The organism is Paenarthrobacter nitroguajacolicus (genome assembly GCF_029952445.1).
Classification (GTDB): domain Bacteria; phylum Actinomycetota; class Actinomycetes; order Actinomycetales; family Micrococcaceae; genus Arthrobacter; species Arthrobacter nitroguajacolicus_B.
This window is the reverse complement of record NZ_JAQPPK010000049.1, coordinates 1-16,907: the sequence shown is the minus strand read 5'-3', so window position 1 is coordinate 16,907 and position 16,907 is coordinate 1. Positions and strand designations below refer to the sequence as shown.

The 16,907-nt window shown below is 60.0% G+C and carries 19 protein-coding genes; 15 read left to right on the top strand and 4 right to left on the bottom strand.

Translation table 11 applies throughout. The features are described 5' to 3' along the window. Positions 1-341 precede the first annotated feature (341 nt). Genes PJL15_RS22005 through PJL15_RS21995 form a run of 3 tightly spaced genes read left to right on the top strand, consistent with a single transcriptional unit; the run spans position 342 to position 3,277 of the window. Positions 342-1,466, top strand: a complete 1,125-nt coding sequence (locus PJL15_RS22005) for a tyrosine-type recombinase/integrase (protein ID WP_281453261.1) — start codon at positions 342-344, stop codon at positions 1,464-1,466. Then, on the top strand, positions 1,459-1,812 hold the full coding sequence (locus PJL15_RS22000) for a helix-turn-helix domain-containing protein (protein ID WP_281453260.1): 354 nt from the start codon (positions 1,459-1,461) through the stop codon (positions 1,810-1,812). Before PJL15_RS22005 ends, PJL15_RS22000 begins: the two co-directional genes overlap by 8 nt. Continuing rightward, positions 1,805-3,277 carry a Fis family transcriptional regulator gene (locus PJL15_RS21995; RefSeq protein WP_281453259.1) on the top strand — a complete coding sequence of 491 codons (1,473 nt, stop codon included), beginning with the start codon at positions 1,805-1,807 and terminating at the stop codon, positions 3,275-3,277. Before PJL15_RS22000 ends, PJL15_RS21995 begins: the two co-directional genes overlap by 8 nt. 29 nt (positions 3,278-3,306) lie before the next feature. Here the strand turns inward: PJL15_RS21995 and PJL15_RS21990 are convergent, their stop codons facing one another. After that, positions 3,307-3,594, bottom strand: coding sequence for a hypothetical protein (locus PJL15_RS21990; protein ID WP_281453258.1), 288 nt, complete (start codon positions 3,592-3,594; stop codon positions 3,307-3,309). A gap of 405 nt (positions 3,595-3,999) precedes the next feature. On the opposite strand from PJL15_RS21990, the gene PJL15_RS21985 reads away from it, so the two are divergent. From PJL15_RS21985 to PJL15_RS21975, 3 genes are all read left to right on the top strand, one after another. Next, entirely contained in the window at positions 4,000-4,842 is an 843-nt protein-coding gene (locus tag PJL15_RS21985; protein ID WP_281453257.1) for a hypothetical protein, read from the top strand. 7 nt (positions 4,843-4,849) lie between these two features. Continuing rightward, positions 4,850-5,071 carry a hypothetical protein gene (locus PJL15_RS21980; RefSeq protein WP_281453256.1) on the top strand — a complete coding sequence of 74 codons (222 nt, stop codon included), beginning with the start codon at positions 4,850-4,852 and terminating at the stop codon, positions 5,069-5,071. Positions 5,072-5,170: 99 nt separating this feature from the next. Continuing rightward, complete coding sequence (locus tag PJL15_RS21975; protein ID WP_281453255.1) at positions 5,171-5,347, top strand: hypothetical protein; 177 nt, start codon at positions 5,171-5,173, stop codon at positions 5,345-5,347. Positions 5,348-5,433: 86 nt separating this feature from the next. Here the strand turns inward: PJL15_RS21975 and PJL15_RS21970 are convergent, their stop codons facing one another. Continuing rightward, the gene (locus PJL15_RS21970; RefSeq protein WP_281453254.1) at positions 5,434-5,661 is read right to left on the bottom strand and encodes a hypothetical protein; all 228 of its coding nucleotides are present in this window, start codon (positions 5,659-5,661) and stop codon (positions 5,434-5,436) included. 90 nt (positions 5,662-5,751) lie between these two features. Between PJL15_RS21970 and PJL15_RS21965 the strand changes: the two genes are divergently transcribed. Together PJL15_RS21965 and PJL15_RS21960 are read left to right on the top strand one after the other, a co-directional pair. Continuing rightward, positions 5,752-6,618, top strand: a complete 867-nt coding sequence (locus PJL15_RS21965) for a DUF4393 domain-containing protein (RefSeq protein ID WP_281453253.1) — start codon at positions 5,752-5,754, stop codon at positions 6,616-6,618. Positions 6,619-6,910: 292 nt separating this feature from the next. Beyond that, positions 6,911-7,105: a hypothetical protein gene (locus tag PJL15_RS21960; RefSeq protein WP_281453252.1), complete on the top strand. Its 195-nt coding sequence runs from the start codon at positions 6,911-6,913 to the stop codon at positions 7,103-7,105. 1,080 nt (positions 7,106-8,185) lie between these two features. Here PJL15_RS21960 and PJL15_RS21955 read toward each other — a convergent pair. After that, positions 8,186-9,430, bottom strand: a complete 1,245-nt coding sequence (locus PJL15_RS21955; protein ID WP_281453251.1) for a substrate-binding protein — start codon at positions 9,428-9,430, stop codon at positions 8,186-8,188. 217 nt (positions 9,431-9,647) lie between these two features. Then, entirely contained in the window at positions 9,648-10,037 is a 390-nt protein-coding gene (locus PJL15_RS21950) for a metalloregulator ArsR/SmtB family transcription factor (RefSeq protein WP_281453250.1), read from the bottom strand. Positions 10,038-10,272: 235 nt separating this feature from the next. Between PJL15_RS21950 and PJL15_RS21945 the strand changes: the two genes are divergently transcribed. From PJL15_RS21945 to PJL15_RS21915, 7 genes are all read left to right on the top strand, one after another. After that, a complete protein-coding gene (locus tag PJL15_RS21945) occupies positions 10,273-11,808 on the top strand; it encodes an amidase (RefSeq protein ID WP_281453249.1) in 1,536 nt (511 codons plus the stop codon). Further along, positions 11,805-12,533 carry a nitrile hydratase subunit beta gene (gene nthB, locus PJL15_RS21940; protein ID WP_281453248.1) on the top strand — a complete coding sequence of 243 codons (729 nt, stop codon included), beginning with the start codon at positions 11,805-11,807 and terminating at the stop codon, positions 12,531-12,533. Before PJL15_RS21945 ends, nthB begins: the two co-directional genes overlap by 4 nt. Next, on the top strand, positions 12,530-13,126 hold the full coding sequence (nthA, locus tag PJL15_RS21935; protein WP_281453247.1) for a nitrile hydratase subunit alpha: 597 nt from the start codon (positions 12,530-12,532) through the stop codon (positions 13,124-13,126). Before nthB ends, nthA begins: the two co-directional genes overlap by 4 nt. Beyond that, on the top strand, positions 13,126-13,572 hold the full coding sequence (locus PJL15_RS21930; RefSeq protein WP_281453246.1) for a nitrile hydratase accessory protein: 447 nt from the start codon (positions 13,126-13,128) through the stop codon (positions 13,570-13,572). Before nthA ends, PJL15_RS21930 begins: the two co-directional genes overlap by 1 nt. Positions 13,573-13,591: 19 nt before the next feature. Next, on the top strand, positions 13,592-13,807 hold the full coding sequence (locus tag PJL15_RS21925) for a CbtB domain-containing protein (RefSeq protein ID WP_281453245.1): 216 nt from the start codon (positions 13,592-13,594) through the stop codon (positions 13,805-13,807). Positions 13,808-13,824: 17 nt separating this feature from the next. Beyond that, a complete protein-coding gene (locus PJL15_RS21920) occupies positions 13,825-14,619 on the top strand; it encodes a CbtA family protein (protein ID WP_281453244.1) in 795 nt (264 codons plus the stop codon). A 1,282-nt stretch (positions 14,620-15,901) separates the two neighbouring features. After that, a complete protein-coding gene (locus PJL15_RS21915) occupies positions 15,902-16,537 on the top strand; it encodes a hypothetical protein (RefSeq protein ID WP_281453243.1) in 636 nt (211 codons plus the stop codon). Positions 16,538-16,907 lie beyond the last annotated feature (370 nt).

Sequence of the window (16,907 nt, the reverse complement as noted above, 5' to 3'; positions counted from 1 at the left end):
GAAGAATCTCCTTTCCAGGCCAGCCAGCCAGCCAAATTCCCCGGAACTCCGGGGTGATTGGGTGTAGATCCCGGCAAGATCAGGGGACCGGCGAATTGATTCATCTGATGAGATACGCAGACTACTAGTTTACATAATATCGGTTATCGGCGTTAAAATCACGGGAGTAGAAGTAGCTGCGAGTACTCCCCGTGCTTGGAGGAACCGGGGTGTTTCCGCAGGTCAGACAGGCTTTGCGACGTACCGGACCATTCCGTCGGCACGACTGAATTTGCCCGCGGATCCCTTGCCGCTATACGTTTCCTGCATCTAATGCACGTTTCCATGGTTTAGGGGTTGCAGTGAGCGGTGCCATTCCGGGTTTCGTCCCGCGGATGCTGGTCGATCCGGACGTTGGGCTGTTCCGGGCTGATGAACGGGTTTTTACGGCCATGCTCGATGGCTGGCGGGCGCAGATGCTGGCGCGCGGCCTCACGACGGAGACCATCAAGAAGCGTTGCCAGTTGCTGGAGCGTTTTCAGGGCTTCACGGGTGAATTTCCGTGGCAATGGGGTCCGGCCGACATCGAAGACTTTCTGGGCGATCTGCGTTCTGGCGAGAAGCCGATCAGCCTGAAAACGTTGCGCTCATACAGCAACGCCGTGGCGATGTTCTGCTCCTACCTGACCCATCCGGGCTATGGGTGGGGCGAGTTCTGCGAACGGACATTCGGTGATATTCCGAGCCAGATCTGCTTCGAGTGGAACATGCCACGGCACACCACCGATGATGCCGTCCCGGCGAAGAAGCGCTCGTTCACCAAGGCGGAACTGCAGCAGCTCTTTGACTACATTGATGACCTCGTCGACCGGGAATACGCCGCCGGCAGCAAGCGCTGGCTGCCCCTGTTCCGCGACTCGGTGGCGTTCAAGGTCTGTTATGCCTACGGGCTTCGCCGACGCGAAATGACCATGCTGGACCTGGAGGACTTCGGCCCGAACCCCCACGTCAGCGACTACGGCCGGTTCGGGGCAGTCCAGGTTCGGTTTGCCAAGGGCACCGCGGGCTCAGGACCCAGACGGCGCACCGTGTTGACCGTGCCGGAGTTTGACTGGGTCGTGGACCAGCTCAAGACATGGACATCCGGTGGATTGCGGCGGCAGTTCCCGACCGCAGAACGGTCCTCGGCGCTTTGGCCGAGTGAGCGTGGCGCCCGGATGTCCCTGGGCTCGTTCGGGGATGCGTTCGCTGCTGCACGGGATGCTGTCGGTCTGCCGAAGGAACTTGGGTTGCATTGCCTCAGGCATTCCTATGTGACCCACCTGATCGAAGCCGGTTACGACGCGGCCTTCGTGCAGACTCAGGTTGGCCACTCCTACGCCTCGACCACCGGGCTCTACACATCGGTATCGTCGGACTTCAAGCAGAAAACCGTGCAGCAGGTGATTGCACGTCGCATCGCGAACTTGGAGGACCCAGATGCCTGAACAGCGCCGGATTGGCTACCGCTGGAACCTGCGAGCCTTGATGACAAAACAGAACCTCTGGAAGACCACCGAATTGATGCCGCTCCTGAAATCCCGTGGCATCAACCTCTCCGAAAGCCAGGTTTACAGGCTGGTCACATCCACGCCGGAGCGCATTCCGGCCAGGACATTCGCCGCGCTCTGCGACATCCTCAACTGCACACCAAACGACTTGTTCGAGCCTTTCGTCGAGATGCGCGCGGCGGCGACGGCCAACGCCCCCAAGCGCAGCGAAGACCTCGGCATTCAACCAGGCAACCCGATCGCTCGACGAGTCCGACTCGTCGCTTCCGAGGACGATGAGTAGGCCACGCAAAGCAGAGGACCCCATCCGCTGGCCGGTTCCCTGCGGCCGCTGCGGCCAGCACCACCAAACCGTCGCTCGTTGGCCCGATGGCGGAGTCTGCGGCTACTGCTACCAGCAAGCCAAACGCACTCGTGGCACCTGCGCCTGCGGCCACGAAGGCGTCCTGCCCGGAATTATCGATGACCGCCCTGCCTGCCGCCGATGCTCAGGCATCCGACTCAACGTCGACTGCGAGAGCTGCGGAGCAGAAGACGAACTTCACAGCGGCGGCCGCTGCTGGAGCTGTGTGTTGGCCACCGTTGTTGAAGCCCTGCTCACGGACCCGTCGCGGGGAATCATGGCGCCCGAATTGATTCCGCTTGCTGCAGCATTGAAGTCGATGAAACGCGCCAACAGCGGCATCACCTGGATACAGCAAAAGCACGTCACCGCTTTCCTTCAAAACCTCGCCGTCACGCCAGAAATCACGCATGAAAGCTTCGATGAATTGCCCGACTCGCGGACCCGCGAATACGTCCGCGGCCTCCTCACCGAACACGGGGTACTGCCCCGCCGCGACGAACTCCGCATTCGCTACGAGAACTGGTCAGCACAGGCCTTAGACCGGATCAGAAACCCTGAGAACCGCGACATCATCCGCCGCTACATCCGCTGGCATCACCTACGCCGGATGAACCAGATGGACGAAGTCACCCGCGGCACCTTCCTGCGTGCCAAGCAGCAAGTGACCGTCGCCATCGACCTGCTGAACTGGCTCACCGGCCACGGCACCAGCCTGGCCGGGCTGACCCAGACTCATCTCGATCTCTGGCAGGCAGAAGGACCTACCACCAGGCGGATCGCTGAACATTTCCTGAAGTGGGCCATCAAGGCCAAGGCCGCTCGAGCAGGATTGGCTATCGTCCCGCATCGTCGGGGAACAAGCCCCAAACTCGACAAGTCAGGACAGGATGAAGCACTCAACCGCGTGTTCCACGCCGACGGACAAGTTGAAGCACGAGATCAGGCCGCCGCGATCCTCATCCTCGTCTTCGGGCAACAGGCCGAAAACATAGCGCGCCTAACCTGGGATGACGTTACCGTCACCGAAGAACTGGTCACCATCCAGCTGGGAACGATCCAGATCGCATTGCCTGACCCCTTAGATGCGGCCTGGCGGGAACTCGCCGCAAACCCCGGCCACAACCTAACCGCCTCGCACCCCAACACCAACTGGGTTTTCCGCGGAACCTTACCCGGCCGGCACATCCACCCAGGACACCTCACAACACGCCTCAGCAAGCTATTCAGCACCCGAGCCGCGCGACTCGGAACTCTCCACGAGCTCACCAAACTCGCACCCGTGGCCATCATCGCCGAAACCCTCGGCTACTCCCCCACGACCATCGAACGCCACGCCACCGACTCCGCCGCCGCCTACGCCCAATACATCGCAGCAGCGAGAACTGCCCGACAAAGGCTTTGAGTTGGGCGTCAAGGTCGTGGAACTGAGGCTTATCGAAGAGTGGGCGCCTCGCCCCACCAAGGCTCTGTCACTACAACCTCGACGCCATCACCCAACGCTGCGCGCAACAGGTGCAGCAGACCCACGCCCTCGGCAAGCCACTCGACATCTCCGGGTCCGTCGACCGGGATCCTGCCTTCCTCATACTGCGAGTTCCACAACCGAACCCGCTCAGCAAGCACCGGCGAAATACCCAGCGACTCCAAAGCCAGAGCCTTGCCCTCGTCGCTCCACAACGGGCCCGAGCCATAATCAGGCCAAAACTCCAGACGCATCATGATCCGAGTATCTCCCGGTAACGAGCCCAGCACAGGCTTATCGGTTTTGGGGCACGCAAACGGCTGCACCCGCCAACTCCCGGCCCACGAATACCCGTGCATGCCAGTTAAGTAATGTGAGTGGAGTAGATGAGAAAAGCACCCTTCTGCCCAAGAAACGCCTTGTTCTGGGATCGCAAAGCCATATTCGGGATCGGTCTTTTTGAAGTGCAAGATCAGCGGACGGACCGCTACCTAACCTAGCGTTCCGGTTGTCTTTTTGACGGACTGGTGCGAGCAATTGGCAGCAGCCTTCGTCAAGCGGATCGCATTGGTAGTGCACGCCGGGGCACTGCGAAAGGGACGTTGACGTCACGGGTGGCCGAGTAGATAAGAGCTTCTTGCCTCGCTGCGTAGGATTCAGGAATGGAAAGCGCGCCGTGGTCAAAGAAGCAACTCCGAAGGCTGGGAGAATGCATCCGGGACGAGATCGATATTCCAACCGCTTTGCCTTCATATGACGAGGTCATGCTTCATTACAACGACGTGGCCGTCGACGCGCAGGAGCAAATAAGGGAGTTGGACTGGGCGTCGCTCCTCGGCGACCGGATGTTTGAGGTGACGTCAAGGCCAAAGACCATAGACACGCTCCGGCAGAAGCTGCAGCGGGATCATGCCACGCCACTATCTAACATCCAGGATATTGCCGGGGTACGTTTCGAGGCGGAGATGAGCCTCGATGAACAGGATGCCGTTGCAGCCGCTATAGCTGGCCGCTTTGGACACGACCTCAAGTACTGCTTGCACGACCTGCGAATCAATCCAAAGAGTGGATACCGAGCAGTCCACCTCTGGCTGCGCCTCCCTACCCGCGTCGAGGTACAGATCCGAACTCACCTCCAAAGCACGTGGGCGAACATGTATGAGTCCCTGGCCGACGTCGTCGGACGCGATATTCGCTACGGGACAATCCCTGCAGACCCTCGGCTGCGGCAAACGGTCACCACCCTCCAGCACCTCTCCACAGAACACATCGCCAAGCTGGAAGGGGCACGTAACGCGATACTCCAGATAGAGACGGCCTCCAAAACCGCATGGGGGGTCAGCGCACAGTTTCCGGTCGACGAAAATCTGCGTGCTTACGCCACGAACCTGGATGCCAATCTGGATGAGCTCAGGAGGGTGGTACAAGAGTCTGAGCTTGCGGTTAAGTCCAGTCTGGAAACGCTGAAGGGCTCGTTTGATAGTATTCGAGACACGAGGAGGTGATGTCCACATGGCTGGCTACGTCATCAAGTACAACAGGATTACTGGCGAGAGGATCGTCAGGGAGTTCCCGGGTCGACAGGGTCACAGGGACGCGTTGGTTCTCCGGCTGAAACTCGAAAAGGAACGCGAGAACAGGGACTGGGAAATCGTCTCCTTGAACAGTGATTCTCTCGAAACCGTCCAGAAGACGCATTCGCGCTACTTCACAGGGCACCTCATAAGTGCCTAAAGCGCAGACAGGAAGGTCCCCACTCCGGAGTCGGAGTGGGGACCTTCCTGTCCTCCTAACCTAACCTTTGCCTAGAAGTCCCTGGAACATAGGCAGTGAGTGAAGAGTTCCGGTGACTTCGAAGGCGTTGCCGGCCAACGTGGAGCGCCGACTCACGGCTCACGGATACCCGTGTATGCCAGGATCGCGGATGCCGTTCTGGATTTCGGGAATGCAACATATATCCGGAATGACGACGGAATCCTTCTGGAGCTAAAGCAGTATGTGGACGGTTGATTACCGGCTAACTCAAGAGGCGGCCCGAAATGGAAGCATTCCCTTTCGGGCGCTTGGTGTCCCCACGCGCCCGATTCATTGTTGTTTCAGGCGCTACTAAGTTCGCTGTCACCCTCGCTGTCTGGCTGAGTGGTGATTACCGCATTCCACTTGGCGACGCGGGCTTGGTGCCCCGGAGATTTTCGGATCACGGCGTATGCGATGCCAAGGACCGCGAACCAGATCCGCGTTAGGAGCAGGGCTGAAAAAATGTCGGTCTGGGTTGTCAGGACACAGGTGATGAAGACGAAGAAGGTAAGTACAAAGACCGTCAAGATACCCCCGGGCATCTTGTAGCTGGACGCTGAGCGAAGATCGGAGCGGCGCTTCCGGAAGGCCAGGTGAACCTCGGATAGGCTGCCTGCATGAGTGGGGAGATCCTGGGCGCCGCTGGAGCCTTGACCGGAAAAATTGTGGCCGACAGTGTCAAAGAAATACGTCAAGCGGATGCCGCGGTGCGTAAAGAGCTAGTGTCGGAGGCAACGAAGACCACCGCGTTTAAACAAGCTGCAAACACGCGGGCCAAGCGTATCGCCGTAAAGGAAGCTCTCTTTCTGCAGCTGTTCCGGCCTATTCGCGGCTTGATTGGCCTGAGCGCCGAGTATTTCGAGAACAATTTCGATGAAGACATGCGTGAGCGTATAGAGGCAATCCCTGAGAATCGCCGGGTTGCCCCGAAGCCGATTGTTGCTGCTCCTGCCATGCAAGGGTTGGCCTTTAGCCTCGACGAGCCGGATCTGAAGGAACTATATCTAAACCTGCTGGCCTCGGCCTCGGACGATCGCAAGCGAGATACAGTGCATCCCTCCTTCGCCGAGATAATTCGTCAACTCACTGGCGAGGAGGCTTCACTTCTGCGCCACCCCCTTGGAAACAGTGCGCATGTCGCGATAGCAAGAGTACGAGGGACTACTTCTGGGCGAGGAGGGAGGACGCTAGCTAACCATCTCTTGCCTTTAGCAGACTCAGATACCGGTGAGATGACGGTGGACGCTGAGGTCCCTACCTATGTCGACAACTGGATGAGACTGGGGCTCGTGGACGTAGAGTACGGGACATACTTAGTCAGGGGTGGCGCTTACGACTTTGTTGCTCAGCGCCCCGAATATTTGAAGCTTGAGGCGGAATACGCGAATGCCGACATCACACTGAAAATTGAACAAGGAATCCTTCGACCGACAGAATTTGGCATGGCTTTTGGCCGAGCCGTGGGCATGCGTGACCAACCTTAAAATGATGTACGGCTCAATAATCACTGCTCAGCGACATAACGTCCATTTATCGGCACTCCAGTACGGGAGTGGAACTCCCGTCTCGCGACATATTCAACGTTCGCGCAGGTCAGCTCAGGCTTTTGACTCTTAGCCAGTCATGTGGAAGCTGCGCCGATTTGGTGCGCTGGCCGCCCAAGTTATGGCTGAGCCCAACCGCCCCACAAGGCATCATGCCCAACGAGTTCAAGACCACAAGCGTCCAAGGCAAGCCGGGTTCGGCCTGGCCATTCTGACAGGCGTAGCCGCGACCGTGTCCGGCAACGCCCGAAATTCGGACCTCGCAGAGGCCGGGCAGCTGGTTACCGGGTATGGAACGGCGCTTGGAGTTGCCGCCGGTCTGCTGCTGGCAGGAGGAGTGTTGGCTCTGGCCACCCTGCCAGCCCGGACAATCAGCGAATCCGAGACAAAGACGACCATGACCCCGGGAGTAGAAGCGGAACACTAGACAAAAGCCGAAGACCCGACGTGCCCGCGCCGGTATCGGTGTGGGCACGTCGGACAGAACGCGCTGAAAGCGTCCTCACCAGGCTCTACCAGATAGACAGCTTCGAGCCAGAACTTCGTACAATCATCCGCAGCTCTGCGTCACGGCCACCGCATCCGCTCCGGTCTAGTTGTTCCTTCTCCAAAACGAAGGCGACGTTGACGCGTTACGGGATGAAGCCAGAACCAGTCACCTAAAAGCGGGACCGGACGGCAGTCCCGGTCAGCGGATGGTGACGGCCCGAGGATGCCCCGTTGCCGTTCCGGCATCTGCTCAGGGGACATCATGCCTGCCATCACTCCAGGAACCACAACACTGCGCGAACTGGCATCTTCTCAAAAGGTCAGTGGCGCCGCCACGCGGCGTGGGCTGTCGAGCACCGGCCTAGCCCGTCCTCGACCAGGATCTGTCGGAAGAAAGTACTGGTCCTGGCCCTCCCCGTCATGAGTGCTGCCTCCATGATGATCGCTCTCGTCCCAACTTATGTCACCGCAGGCGTTGACGCGCCGATCATGTTCACTGCTCTTCAGTTCATCCAGGACTTCGGCCTTGGTCCTACCCCAGCTCATCGGCTACCGCAGTGGAGGCTAGCCGAAATCGACAACATCGGACTGGAAATGACAAACATCGCGCAGGCCATCAATGCCGTCACTCGCTGTCACGAGGAAGTCATCGAGGCGGCTCTCTCCACCGCGTCAATTAAAACAGAGCTTTCATCCTTCCCATGGCAGAAGACGAAGCCATGGTGTCGCAGGCGACATCGGAAACGGCTCCCCGCAGTAGAGAAACGTCGTGGGCAACTACCAGGAACGTCTTATCGTAGCCCCGGCATACGTCAAGGTCGACTTCGCCATCCCAGGCCTGCGGGGCACCTCCCCAAACAAGTCCGATAACCGCATCCTTGGGATGATTTCCGAACGAACACAGCGAGAAAGACTCGTAGCTGACATTGACTCCACCGCTGACGAATCGTTCAATATCGGCATTGACTGTTCCAGTTTACAAATCGATTTCCCAAGTCCTGACTTGAAACTCGGCGAGTCATTGGTCGGCCAGACGATATCCGTCGCCCGCCGACTGTGCGACGTGCATCCGCTGTCTCATCACTTGAGGGCCGTTGAGTTCCACGCGGCCCCGAGGCAGTTCCGCGGTGACCTGCCGGAGGTTTCTGACGAGGTCGGTGGCGCTAGCTTGACCTGCGCGGGCGGCGTGCGCGTAGAGAAGGATGGCTTCGTATACCGACTCGGAAATCGAGGAGATCGGTGGGGCCCATCCTCCGTAGGCGTCGAAATACCTGCGTTTGAGGTCAAGGTTGGTCTCGGAATCAAGAGTGCTGAAGTAGCCGAACGCACTCCAGATCCCGTTGGCGGCCTGGGCGCCGATCCGCTCACGGGTCGATTCCTCCATAACTAGGGAGAGAACCGAACATCGACCTCTCAGGCCTGAGTCCCAGAGCTGTCGCTCGAAGGCTACTTCGTCGGCACCAACCAGCGACGAGAGCACGCTCTGTGCGCCGCTGGCGTCGATACGATCGATAAGCGGCGCGAAGTCTGTCGTTCCGAGGGGAGTGTAAGCGTGACTGGTGACAATTCCGCCCGCCTCGTCGATGGCGCGTGTCGCTGCCCGGTGGGCACCATGAGACCACGAGTAGTCGTTGCCGACATGGAACCAACGTGAGTGATTTCCGTCTTGCATCATCCAGGGCGCCGCGGCACGCACCTGGGCCAGCGGTCGTTCGCCCCACCGGAAGACGTTGGCCTCCCCTCGCCCCCCCTCGTTGAGAACGGGGTGGATTAGGGGCACTCCCTCAGAGGCAACGGTACGGCGAACGGCCTCGAAACTGGCGCTCGTAACGCTGGCGATGATGGCCCGGCTGCCGGAGTGGATCATTCGTTGGGCCTCGAGAGCCGCGCGCCCCGGGTCGGTAGCGTCATCATGAATCGCCAGCTCGACTCGGCGCCCACCGATTCCGCCGTCGGCGTTGACCTGGTCGACGGCGAGACGCGCGAGGTACTCGCAGGCGATGGCGAAGACCGCCGCTGGGCCAGTCTTGCTGGTGAGGAGACTGATGCGGTGCAGCCTGAGGTCCGCCGAGACCTCCTGCTTCCAGCCTCGCTGCTCCATCCACCACGCGAGCCCGGTGTCATCGAGCTCGGCGCTCACACGGAGGCTCGACCCCCCCGGCTCGTCAAAGAACCTCAGGTGAATCCGGCCACGCCATGGCTGGTCGTGGACTATGGTGATTTTGGCGCCGGGTACACAGCTGCTGATGCGGCCGAGCAACATTACCTGCGGGCTATCTGGACCGAGTGGCATGTACGCAGAGACCGCTGCGCCAGGCCTTACGGAATCGCATGCAGCTCCAATCAACCATCCGCCGGTTGTCCCCGAACCGAAGGATTCATAGAGTTCGGTGGCCGATACTGGGTAGTGCTCACCAGCAACGAGGACTGCTGTCCGCATCGGACTGCCTCGACCGCCTGGGCGCGCAGCACGCCCGAGGCTAGGACGCGTGTCGTTCACGAGCTGCCGATCGGGTACTGGTCATTGGCTCGCCGGAGAGGGCATCTTTCGTTCCCGCGCCCACACCAACGGAATCGCCCCTGGCCACGCCCTGAAAAAGGATCGACTGCAGAAAGTTAAGGGCGTCCTGGACGGCGCCTTGTGGATGCAAGGAGTAGTAGCGGTACCTGCCCTCCTTGCGCTCGACGATGAGGTCTGCGCTGCGAAGGATTCTTAAATGGCTCGACACGGAGGTGCGACCAACCTCGTGGATGGCGTCGGCGATTGCCCCCGCACTCCTCTCCTCATTGTCGGAAAGGACTTGCAAAATCCGCCGGCGAGTCGGGTCGGAGAGCGCATCAAAGGCCGATTGCGCCGAGCTGCGGTCCATTACCTCACTCCTGTTCACGTGGAATCCGTCAACGCGTCTACACATGTTAGCAGAGGACCGACCAGCCCAGGGAGGGCTTCTGCTGCGCCGGGTCATTCAGTATCGAGTCGCTAGCGGCAGCCGCTTGATCTATGTCGGTCAAAATCCGCGATGGCACGCCTCTTGACGAGACCGGCGTCACATGGTTCAGTTACTTCGATGCGTCAATACACATTGACATATAGGAGGATTTGGTATGGATATTCCTTCAAAGCAGGTCTTAGAAAACCTAGCTGACGAACTCAGGCTCGGCATCCCCGCGGAGGACGTCGACGGCTATCACGCGATGGCCTCCGGACTGCTCGGTTCATGGGCCGTCGTCGATGCACTTTATGAACAGGAGATAGCACCGTCCGCCCTGTCACGTGAGTGGTCCGAGCCAGCTACTAACTCCCTCGGCGCCTGGTACGTGACCACGGAAATTGCCATACGAGAAGACGGGCCTCTGGCCGGCCGGCGTGTGGCAGTGAAGGACAACGTCGCGGTCGGTGGCGTGCCGATGATGAACGGCTCGGAGATGGTCCGTGGATTCGTGCCCAAGAGTGACGCGACCGTCGTCGCAAGACTGTTGGACGCCGGCGCGACCATCGCCGGGAAGTCGGTGTGCGAGGACCTCTGTTTCTCTGGTGCCTCACACACCTCTAAGAGCGGTCCTGTGCGAAATCCCTGGAACCATGACCGGACCGCCGGTGGTTCGTCCAGTGGCAGCGCGGCCCTGGTCGCCGCGGGTCAGGTCGACTTCGCGATCGGTGGCGACCAAGGCGGTTCTGTCCGGATCCCGGCTTCCTTCTGCGGTGTCGTGGGGCACAAACCGACCTTCGGGCTGGTGCCGTATACCGGCGCTTTCCCCATTGAGCAGTCCATCGACCACCTCGGGCCCATCGCACGCACGGTAGCCGACGCCGCAGCCCTCCTGACCATCATCGCAGGGCCTGACGGGCAAGACCCTCGCCAGCCTGCGGATATTGCAGGAGAGGACTACGTAACGAGCCTCCAACAGCTGGACCGGGGCCTGCGGATCGGTGTGGTGTCCGAGGGCTTCGCGCAGGCGAACTCCGAGCAAGCGGTTACAGGGGTGGTCAGGCAGGCGATCGAGAGCCTGACCGCCGCTGGTCACTTTGCCGAAGAGGTCTCAATCCCCTGGCACATGCACGGAGCTGCGCTCTGGGACGTCATCTCCGTCGAAGGCGCCACTTATCAGATGCTGCAGGGCAATGCGTACGGCCTCAACTGGAAGGGCACTTACGACCCGGAACTGATGGCCTTTTTTGGGCAGAAATGGCGACAAGACCCCTCGTCATTTTCCGAAACGGTCAAACTCGTAGCGCTCGGGGGCACCTACGCCCTGCGCAAAGGCTACGGCGCCAGCTACGCCAAAGCGCGGAACCTTGAGAGCGCGCTGAGCGCAGCCTACGACTCGGCGTTGAGCCGCTACGACGTCTTAGTGATGCCTACGACCCCCATCACTGCGAGCCTCCTACCATCGTCGGATGCACCAGTGGACGAGGCCCTCGGGAGGGCACTGGAAATGCTGTCGAATACCGCGCCCTTCGACGTTACTGGCCACCCGGCTTGCTCAATCCCCGCAGGTCTCGCGGACGGTCTGCCCGTCGGGCTAATGGTCGTCGGCAAGAAGTATGAAGACGCCAGCGTGCTGCGCGCCGCCCACGCCTTTGAGCATACGCTCGGAACGCTCACCGCACCCAGCTATCAGAAGGAGTTCACCGCATGAATGGAGTGTTTGACCTCGCCGGTACCGAGGGTTTGGGGCCGGTCGTTGTTCCCGAGGCGGAACCCGTTTTCCGCGCCGAGTGGGAGAAGACCGTTTTCCCGATGTTTGCAATGTGCTTTCGCGCTGGCTTCTTTGGTGTAGACCAGTTCCGTCACGGCATAGAGCAAATGGACCCCGCCGTCTACCTCAAGTCGCCGTACTACGAACACTGGATCCACACCGTCGAGCACTTCGGTGAGAAGCTAGGCAAGCTCGACATGTCTGAGCTCGACCGCCGCACCCAGTACTACTTCGACAACCCCGACGCGCCACTCCCCGAGCACAAGGATGACCCGGAGCTCCTCGCATTCGTCGAAGCCGTCGTACCAGCGGGGGCAACCGCGAAGCGCGAGTCAGACAAAGAAGCCCGCTTTCAGGTAGGCGACAGAGTTAGGGTCGTGAGGTCCTCCCCAAAGGGCCACACACGGCGCGCCAGGTACATCCGTGGCGCCGTCGGCGAGGTCGTTCTCGCCCACGGCGTCTTCATCTACCCCGACACAGCCGGCAACGGCCTCGGGGAGGACCCGGAGCATGTGTACACCGTCCGGTTCCCCAACAGCGAGCTGTGGGGCACCGAGCACGCTGAGCCCAACGGATCGGTCTACATCGACGTCTGGGATCCCTATATCGAGATCCTCACCCCATCACCAGCCGCAGCCACTACGACCGAAGGAGCCCACTCATGAGCAAGATACGATCCCAGGAAGAGATCACCGCCCGCGTGAAAGCCCTTGAGTCGATGCTCATTGACCAGGGCGTCATGACCACTCAGGCAATTGACCGCATGGTCGAGATCTACGAGAACGAGGTCGGGCCGCAGCTCGGTGCCAAAGTTGTTGCGAAAGCCTGGACCGACGCCGACTTCAAGGCAAGACTACTGCAAGACGCCAGCGCGGCGTGCAAGGAGCTCGGAATCGGCGGCCTTCAGGGCGAAGATATGGTGATCCTCGAAAACACCGACAACGTGCACAACGTTATTGTCTGCACAATGTGCTCCTGCTACCCGTGGCCCGTTCTGGGCCTGCCACCAAACTGGTACAAGGACCCTCAATACCGGGCCGCGATCACCCGGGAGCCGCGAAAGGTCCTTAGCGACTCATTCGAGTTCACCGTTCCTGAGGATGTCGAAGTGCGCGTATGGGACTCCAGCAGCGAAATGCGCTACTGGGTCCTCCCTCAGCGACCCAGGGGCACCGAAGGGTGGAGCGAAGAGCATCTCCTAAAGCTGGTGACGCGCGATTCAATGATCGGTGTCGGTCCCGTCGCCAAAGTCGCATAATGACGGACTCACGCCTGCCCGTACCGCGCACCAGCGCGGACCAACTCGGCCAAACACGCCGCGACGTCGAAAAGCTCGTCTGCGGCATGCCAGGCGGCAACCCGGATCAGAGGGGCTTCGAGCATCCTTGGGAGATCAGGGCATTTGCCATGGCCGTCGCGGCCCACCAAACCCTCAAATTCGACTGGGCAAACTTTCAGAAGTCCCTGATCGCCTCGATCCAAGCGTGGGAGTCGACCAACGCCGGAGCAGCAGACGGCCAGTGGTCCTACTACCAGCACTGGGTTTCCGCGCTCGAAGCCATCCTCACGGACGTCGAACTGTTGAACCAGGACGACCTCGATCTGCAGACCGACAAGGTTCTGGCACTACCTCCGAACCGCAACCACCACGAGGCGCACACCGAGCCGATCACCATCGATCCCGCGCGCACCGTTGCCACCTAACACCGGAAGGACACCACCCATGACCCAGAGCATCACAGCCGCCGCGAGCGGCACGAAACAGATCATCACTGCCGCGAGCCGCGTGGCGGGGACCGTCGCGCTCATTGCCGCTGCATTGCTAATCGTCCTCTTCCTGCTTCAGGAGAACGGTCTGGTTCTCTCCACTGAGGCGGCCCATTTCCTCCACGAAGCCACCCATGACGCGCGCCACGCCCTCGGCGTCCCGTGTCACTGAGAAACGGCGGTTACACGATGCCCCCCACCACGATTGGCCGTACCATCGGCCACGGCGCCCTTGCCGGCACCGTGGCCGGCGCCACCAGCGCCGCCGGCCTCTACTGGCTCGTCGAGCCCTCAATCCGCAACGCCGTGGCCCTCGAGGAAGCCGTGTCGGACGCAGACCACACCCACACAGAGGGCCATGCCCACGAGGCAGCCGCTCTTGTATCCCGCGACCAACAGGTGATGTTCGGTCTCATCACAGTTCTGCTGGTTGGGATCCTGATCGGCATCGCATTTGCGCTTCTTCACCGGTTACTAGGGTCGAGACTCTCGCGTGGTTCCGCTGTCGGCTCCGTGATGCTCGCCGGCCTCGGCTTCCTGTCCTTCACTTTGGTTCCGGCCATCGTCCTCCCGGCAAACCCACCGGGCGTCGGGGACCCGGACACGGTAAACCTCCGCACTCTGACCTATCTTGGCACGATCGCGGCTTCTGTTGCCTTGACGGTTATCGTAATCGTCGTCGCACGTGCCAAGAACCTGTCATCGGGCTCTCGCGTGGCTGCCGCGACGGCTGTCGGAATCCTCGGAACGGTCGCCCTGGTCTGGGCTATCCCGAATGTGTCCCCACCTGTACCTGCAAGAGTCCCTGCCGAACTGATCTGGGACTTCCGGATCGGATCCTTGGCGCAGCTCGGACTGATGTGGCTCGTCCTCGGGGCCGGGTTTGCCTATCTCTTGCAGCTGTCTGATGCCCGAGCCACCCGAACAAGGGAAGGCGCTGGGGGTCCTCGCCGGGTGATGAACTCCGCGCTGGTTCAGCGCTGAGGGCTGACCAGATGGCCCCCCGTTCACCTGCGAACGCCTGCTTGAGTACACGGGTCAGGATGTGCAGGGGCTGCTGCTGCGGAAGCGCCGGAAAGCATCCTAGCGTTGACCACGACGGCATCGCAGAAGTGCTTGCGCATAACATCGGTCTCGACGCCGAACTCGTGCGGGTCGACTGTCTATGGGCTTGTGACCTCTCGAACGTCGTAGTCGTGAACCCCACAAGTCAGGCGCGACAAGAAGGTGCGCGTCCGGCCTGGGTGCCGCAGGTCAACACTGTAGAGCGCGCACAGGTACTCGCCGCTTGGATACGAAACGGGGGCCCCGGCATCGCAGACCCACCCTATGAGCTTGGGCCTCTGCTTACCGCTGCCGGGCTCCGACGTATCCGCTCTCTCCCTAACCGAGCCCTCCCACCCGAACCATTGCTGGAGGAGCACTCTAATTAGAACGTGTGCCCTAATAGGAGAGCCCGGATGGCTACCGCGCCACTTGCACGGTAGCCATTCGGATACTTCAGCTCTGGACCGCAGATGGTGGTGCGGGCCGAGCGGTGGTTGGGAATTCCCTGGCGTCATGCTTAGGCACGAAAGCAAACATTGGGTTGCGATATCAAGGCAACTCCATGGCAGACCATCCAGATCGGAAGGTTTTAGCTGCCTGCTGGAAGCCTGCGACCGAACATCGAGCCCTGTAGGTAAAAGCGCAAGATCATATCGTCCTACCATCCGACCCAGCGAGGTAACCGCGTAGTGATAATGCAGGATTTTGAAGCCGTTGAAATCAAGGTCCTGAGTAGGGCCTCCATGGACCGCGACATCAATGCGGCCGTCGACCTGATGATTCAGGGCTCCAGAGGGCAACGAACGCACGGCATCTTGGTGACCCGGCTCGGCGACGGGCACTTCGTTGTCGGTTTCAGCGACACTGTCCCCTTTGGCTATACAGATCAACTCGATTTACGACGGCAACCCACCTCAAGGTTTGCAGACACAGTTCCGGGCTGCTGCCCGTTCGGGGCTGAAATTATCTATTGGAAACTACACCTGGTCCTATCACGCACGACATCAGAGTAGATTCTTCAGCCCAAATAACCGCACAAGTTTATGGAGGATAAGGAATTCCTGAAACGCCGGGAAAATGATGACTGCCACGCGCAGCCCGGTTGAGAGGGGGGCGAAAGCCAGGTTAAAGAACCGATACGATAACCGGGCAGCTGCGTAGGCGATTAGCGGGCGCCTTGACTCTATGATCACTATCAACGCTATACTTCGGAGCTCGAATGGCGACCGATATCCGCCGGGACAAAAATCGTGTGGCTCCGTTAGCCCGTCAAGTGGAGTTCCGGCCAGGTGCTCTGATCACGACAGTTGGCGCTTTAGACGTTGTTAATGACGTCCATGGCAACGACTCTCCGCTGACATCCCTTGTCCGGAGTAACTTCGTGCGTGGCGCGCGTGGCATGATCAGAGCAACTGAGGCGAACGTGTTAGTCCTCCCAGAGCCTAATGAGACTGAATCTGGACTGGAAGCCGTAGAAGCAGCTATTGCAAAGTTCTTCGAACCGCAGACGGCCCTGCGCATCAATCGCACCACTGAACTTCTGCGTTTAGCTGTATCTAGCGCTGCCGAAGTCGAGGCGGCCGGCGCCATTTTCGAGGGGCAGTTGGACTCCACGGAGCTCGCTCGCATATTGCCTTGGCTCTTGAAGGATGACCGTCAGCTCAGCGACGCATCCCTGCGGGAAATCGGCAAGATGTTTGAGTTTGCCGATTTGGAGAAGATGCACGAGGACCTAAGGGGCAGTGACCTGACACCCTTGATCCGAGCTAACGAAGATCGATGGGTTGCCAGGCGTGCATACAGCGGCCTGTTTGTTCCCGCAGAGGAGCATGATTACGACGAGCAAGATACTTAGTCAGTCGGTGTATGGAATTTCCTAGGGAAGACGATAGGCAGGGACTTACCTGAAGTAGGGGGCGTATATCCATCGCGCACAGCGGTACAAAGTTGCGTGGACGTCCTAGCTCTACGTCGGCGACATGGGAAACTGTAGCGCCAAAGTTTTTGCCTTATCGGCTTATCAGGGTGGACTTACGAGGATTGCGGCGTTCAGTGTCAGTGAATGCAGAACAGTCTGACGATATCCGCCAAGACATAACCGGGACTGCCCCCGGTTTTGTTGACTCCTTGACCTAGCGAGCTTGTGCTCGTGGAAGGATGTTGACCATGCCGACGGCTTATGGGGCGGAGTTCCGCCAGGATGTTATTGATGTGGCCCGCAAGGG

Coding starts and splice junctions, on each gene's coding strand:
- PJL15_RS22000 (WP_281453260.1), top strand. CDS start 1,459: ATGCCTGAACAGCGCCGGATTGGCTACCGCTGGAACCTGCGAGCCTTG.
- PJL15_RS21995 (WP_281453259.1), top strand. CDS start 1,805: ATGAGTAGGCCACGCAAAGCAGAGGACCCCATCCGCTGGCCGGTTCCC.
- PJL15_RS21990 (WP_281453258.1), bottom strand. CDS start 3,594: ATGATGCGTCTGGAGTTTTGGCCTGATTATGGCTCGGGCCCGTTGTGG.
- PJL15_RS21985 (WP_281453257.1), top strand. CDS start 4,000: ATGGAAAGCGCGCCGTGGTCAAAGAAGCAACTCCGAAGGCTGGGAGAA.
- PJL15_RS21980 (WP_281453256.1), top strand. CDS start 4,850: ATGGCTGGCTACGTCATCAAGTACAACAGGATTACTGGCGAGAGGATC.
- PJL15_RS21965 (WP_281453253.1), top strand. CDS start 5,752: ATGAGTGGGGAGATCCTGGGCGCCGCTGGAGCCTTGACCGGAAAAATT.
- PJL15_RS21955 (WP_281453251.1), bottom strand. CDS start 9,430: ATGTTGCTCGGCCGCATCAGCAGCTGTGTACCCGGCGCCAAAATCACC.
- PJL15_RS21950 (WP_281453250.1), bottom strand. CDS start 10,037: ATGGACCGCAGCTCGGCGCAATCGGCCTTTGATGCGCTCTCCGACCCG.
- PJL15_RS21945 (WP_281453249.1), top strand. CDS start 10,273: ATGGATATTCCTTCAAAGCAGGTCTTAGAAAACCTAGCTGACGAACTC.
- nthB (WP_281453248.1), top strand. CDS start 11,805: ATGAATGGAGTGTTTGACCTCGCCGGTACCGAGGGTTTGGGGCCGGTC.
- nthA (WP_281453247.1), top strand. CDS start 12,530: ATGAGCAAGATACGATCCCAGGAAGAGATCACCGCCCGCGTGAAAGCC.
- PJL15_RS21930 (WP_281453246.1), top strand. CDS start 13,126: ATGACGGACTCACGCCTGCCCGTACCGCGCACCAGCGCGGACCAACTC.
- PJL15_RS21925 (WP_281453245.1), top strand. CDS start 13,592: ATGACCCAGAGCATCACAGCCGCCGCGAGCGGCACGAAACAGATCATC.
- PJL15_RS21920 (WP_281453244.1), top strand. CDS start 13,825: ATGCCCCCCACCACGATTGGCCGTACCATCGGCCACGGCGCCCTTGCC.
- PJL15_RS21915 (WP_281453243.1), top strand. CDS start 15,902: ATGGCGACCGATATCCGCCGGGACAAAAATCGTGTGGCTCCGTTAGCC.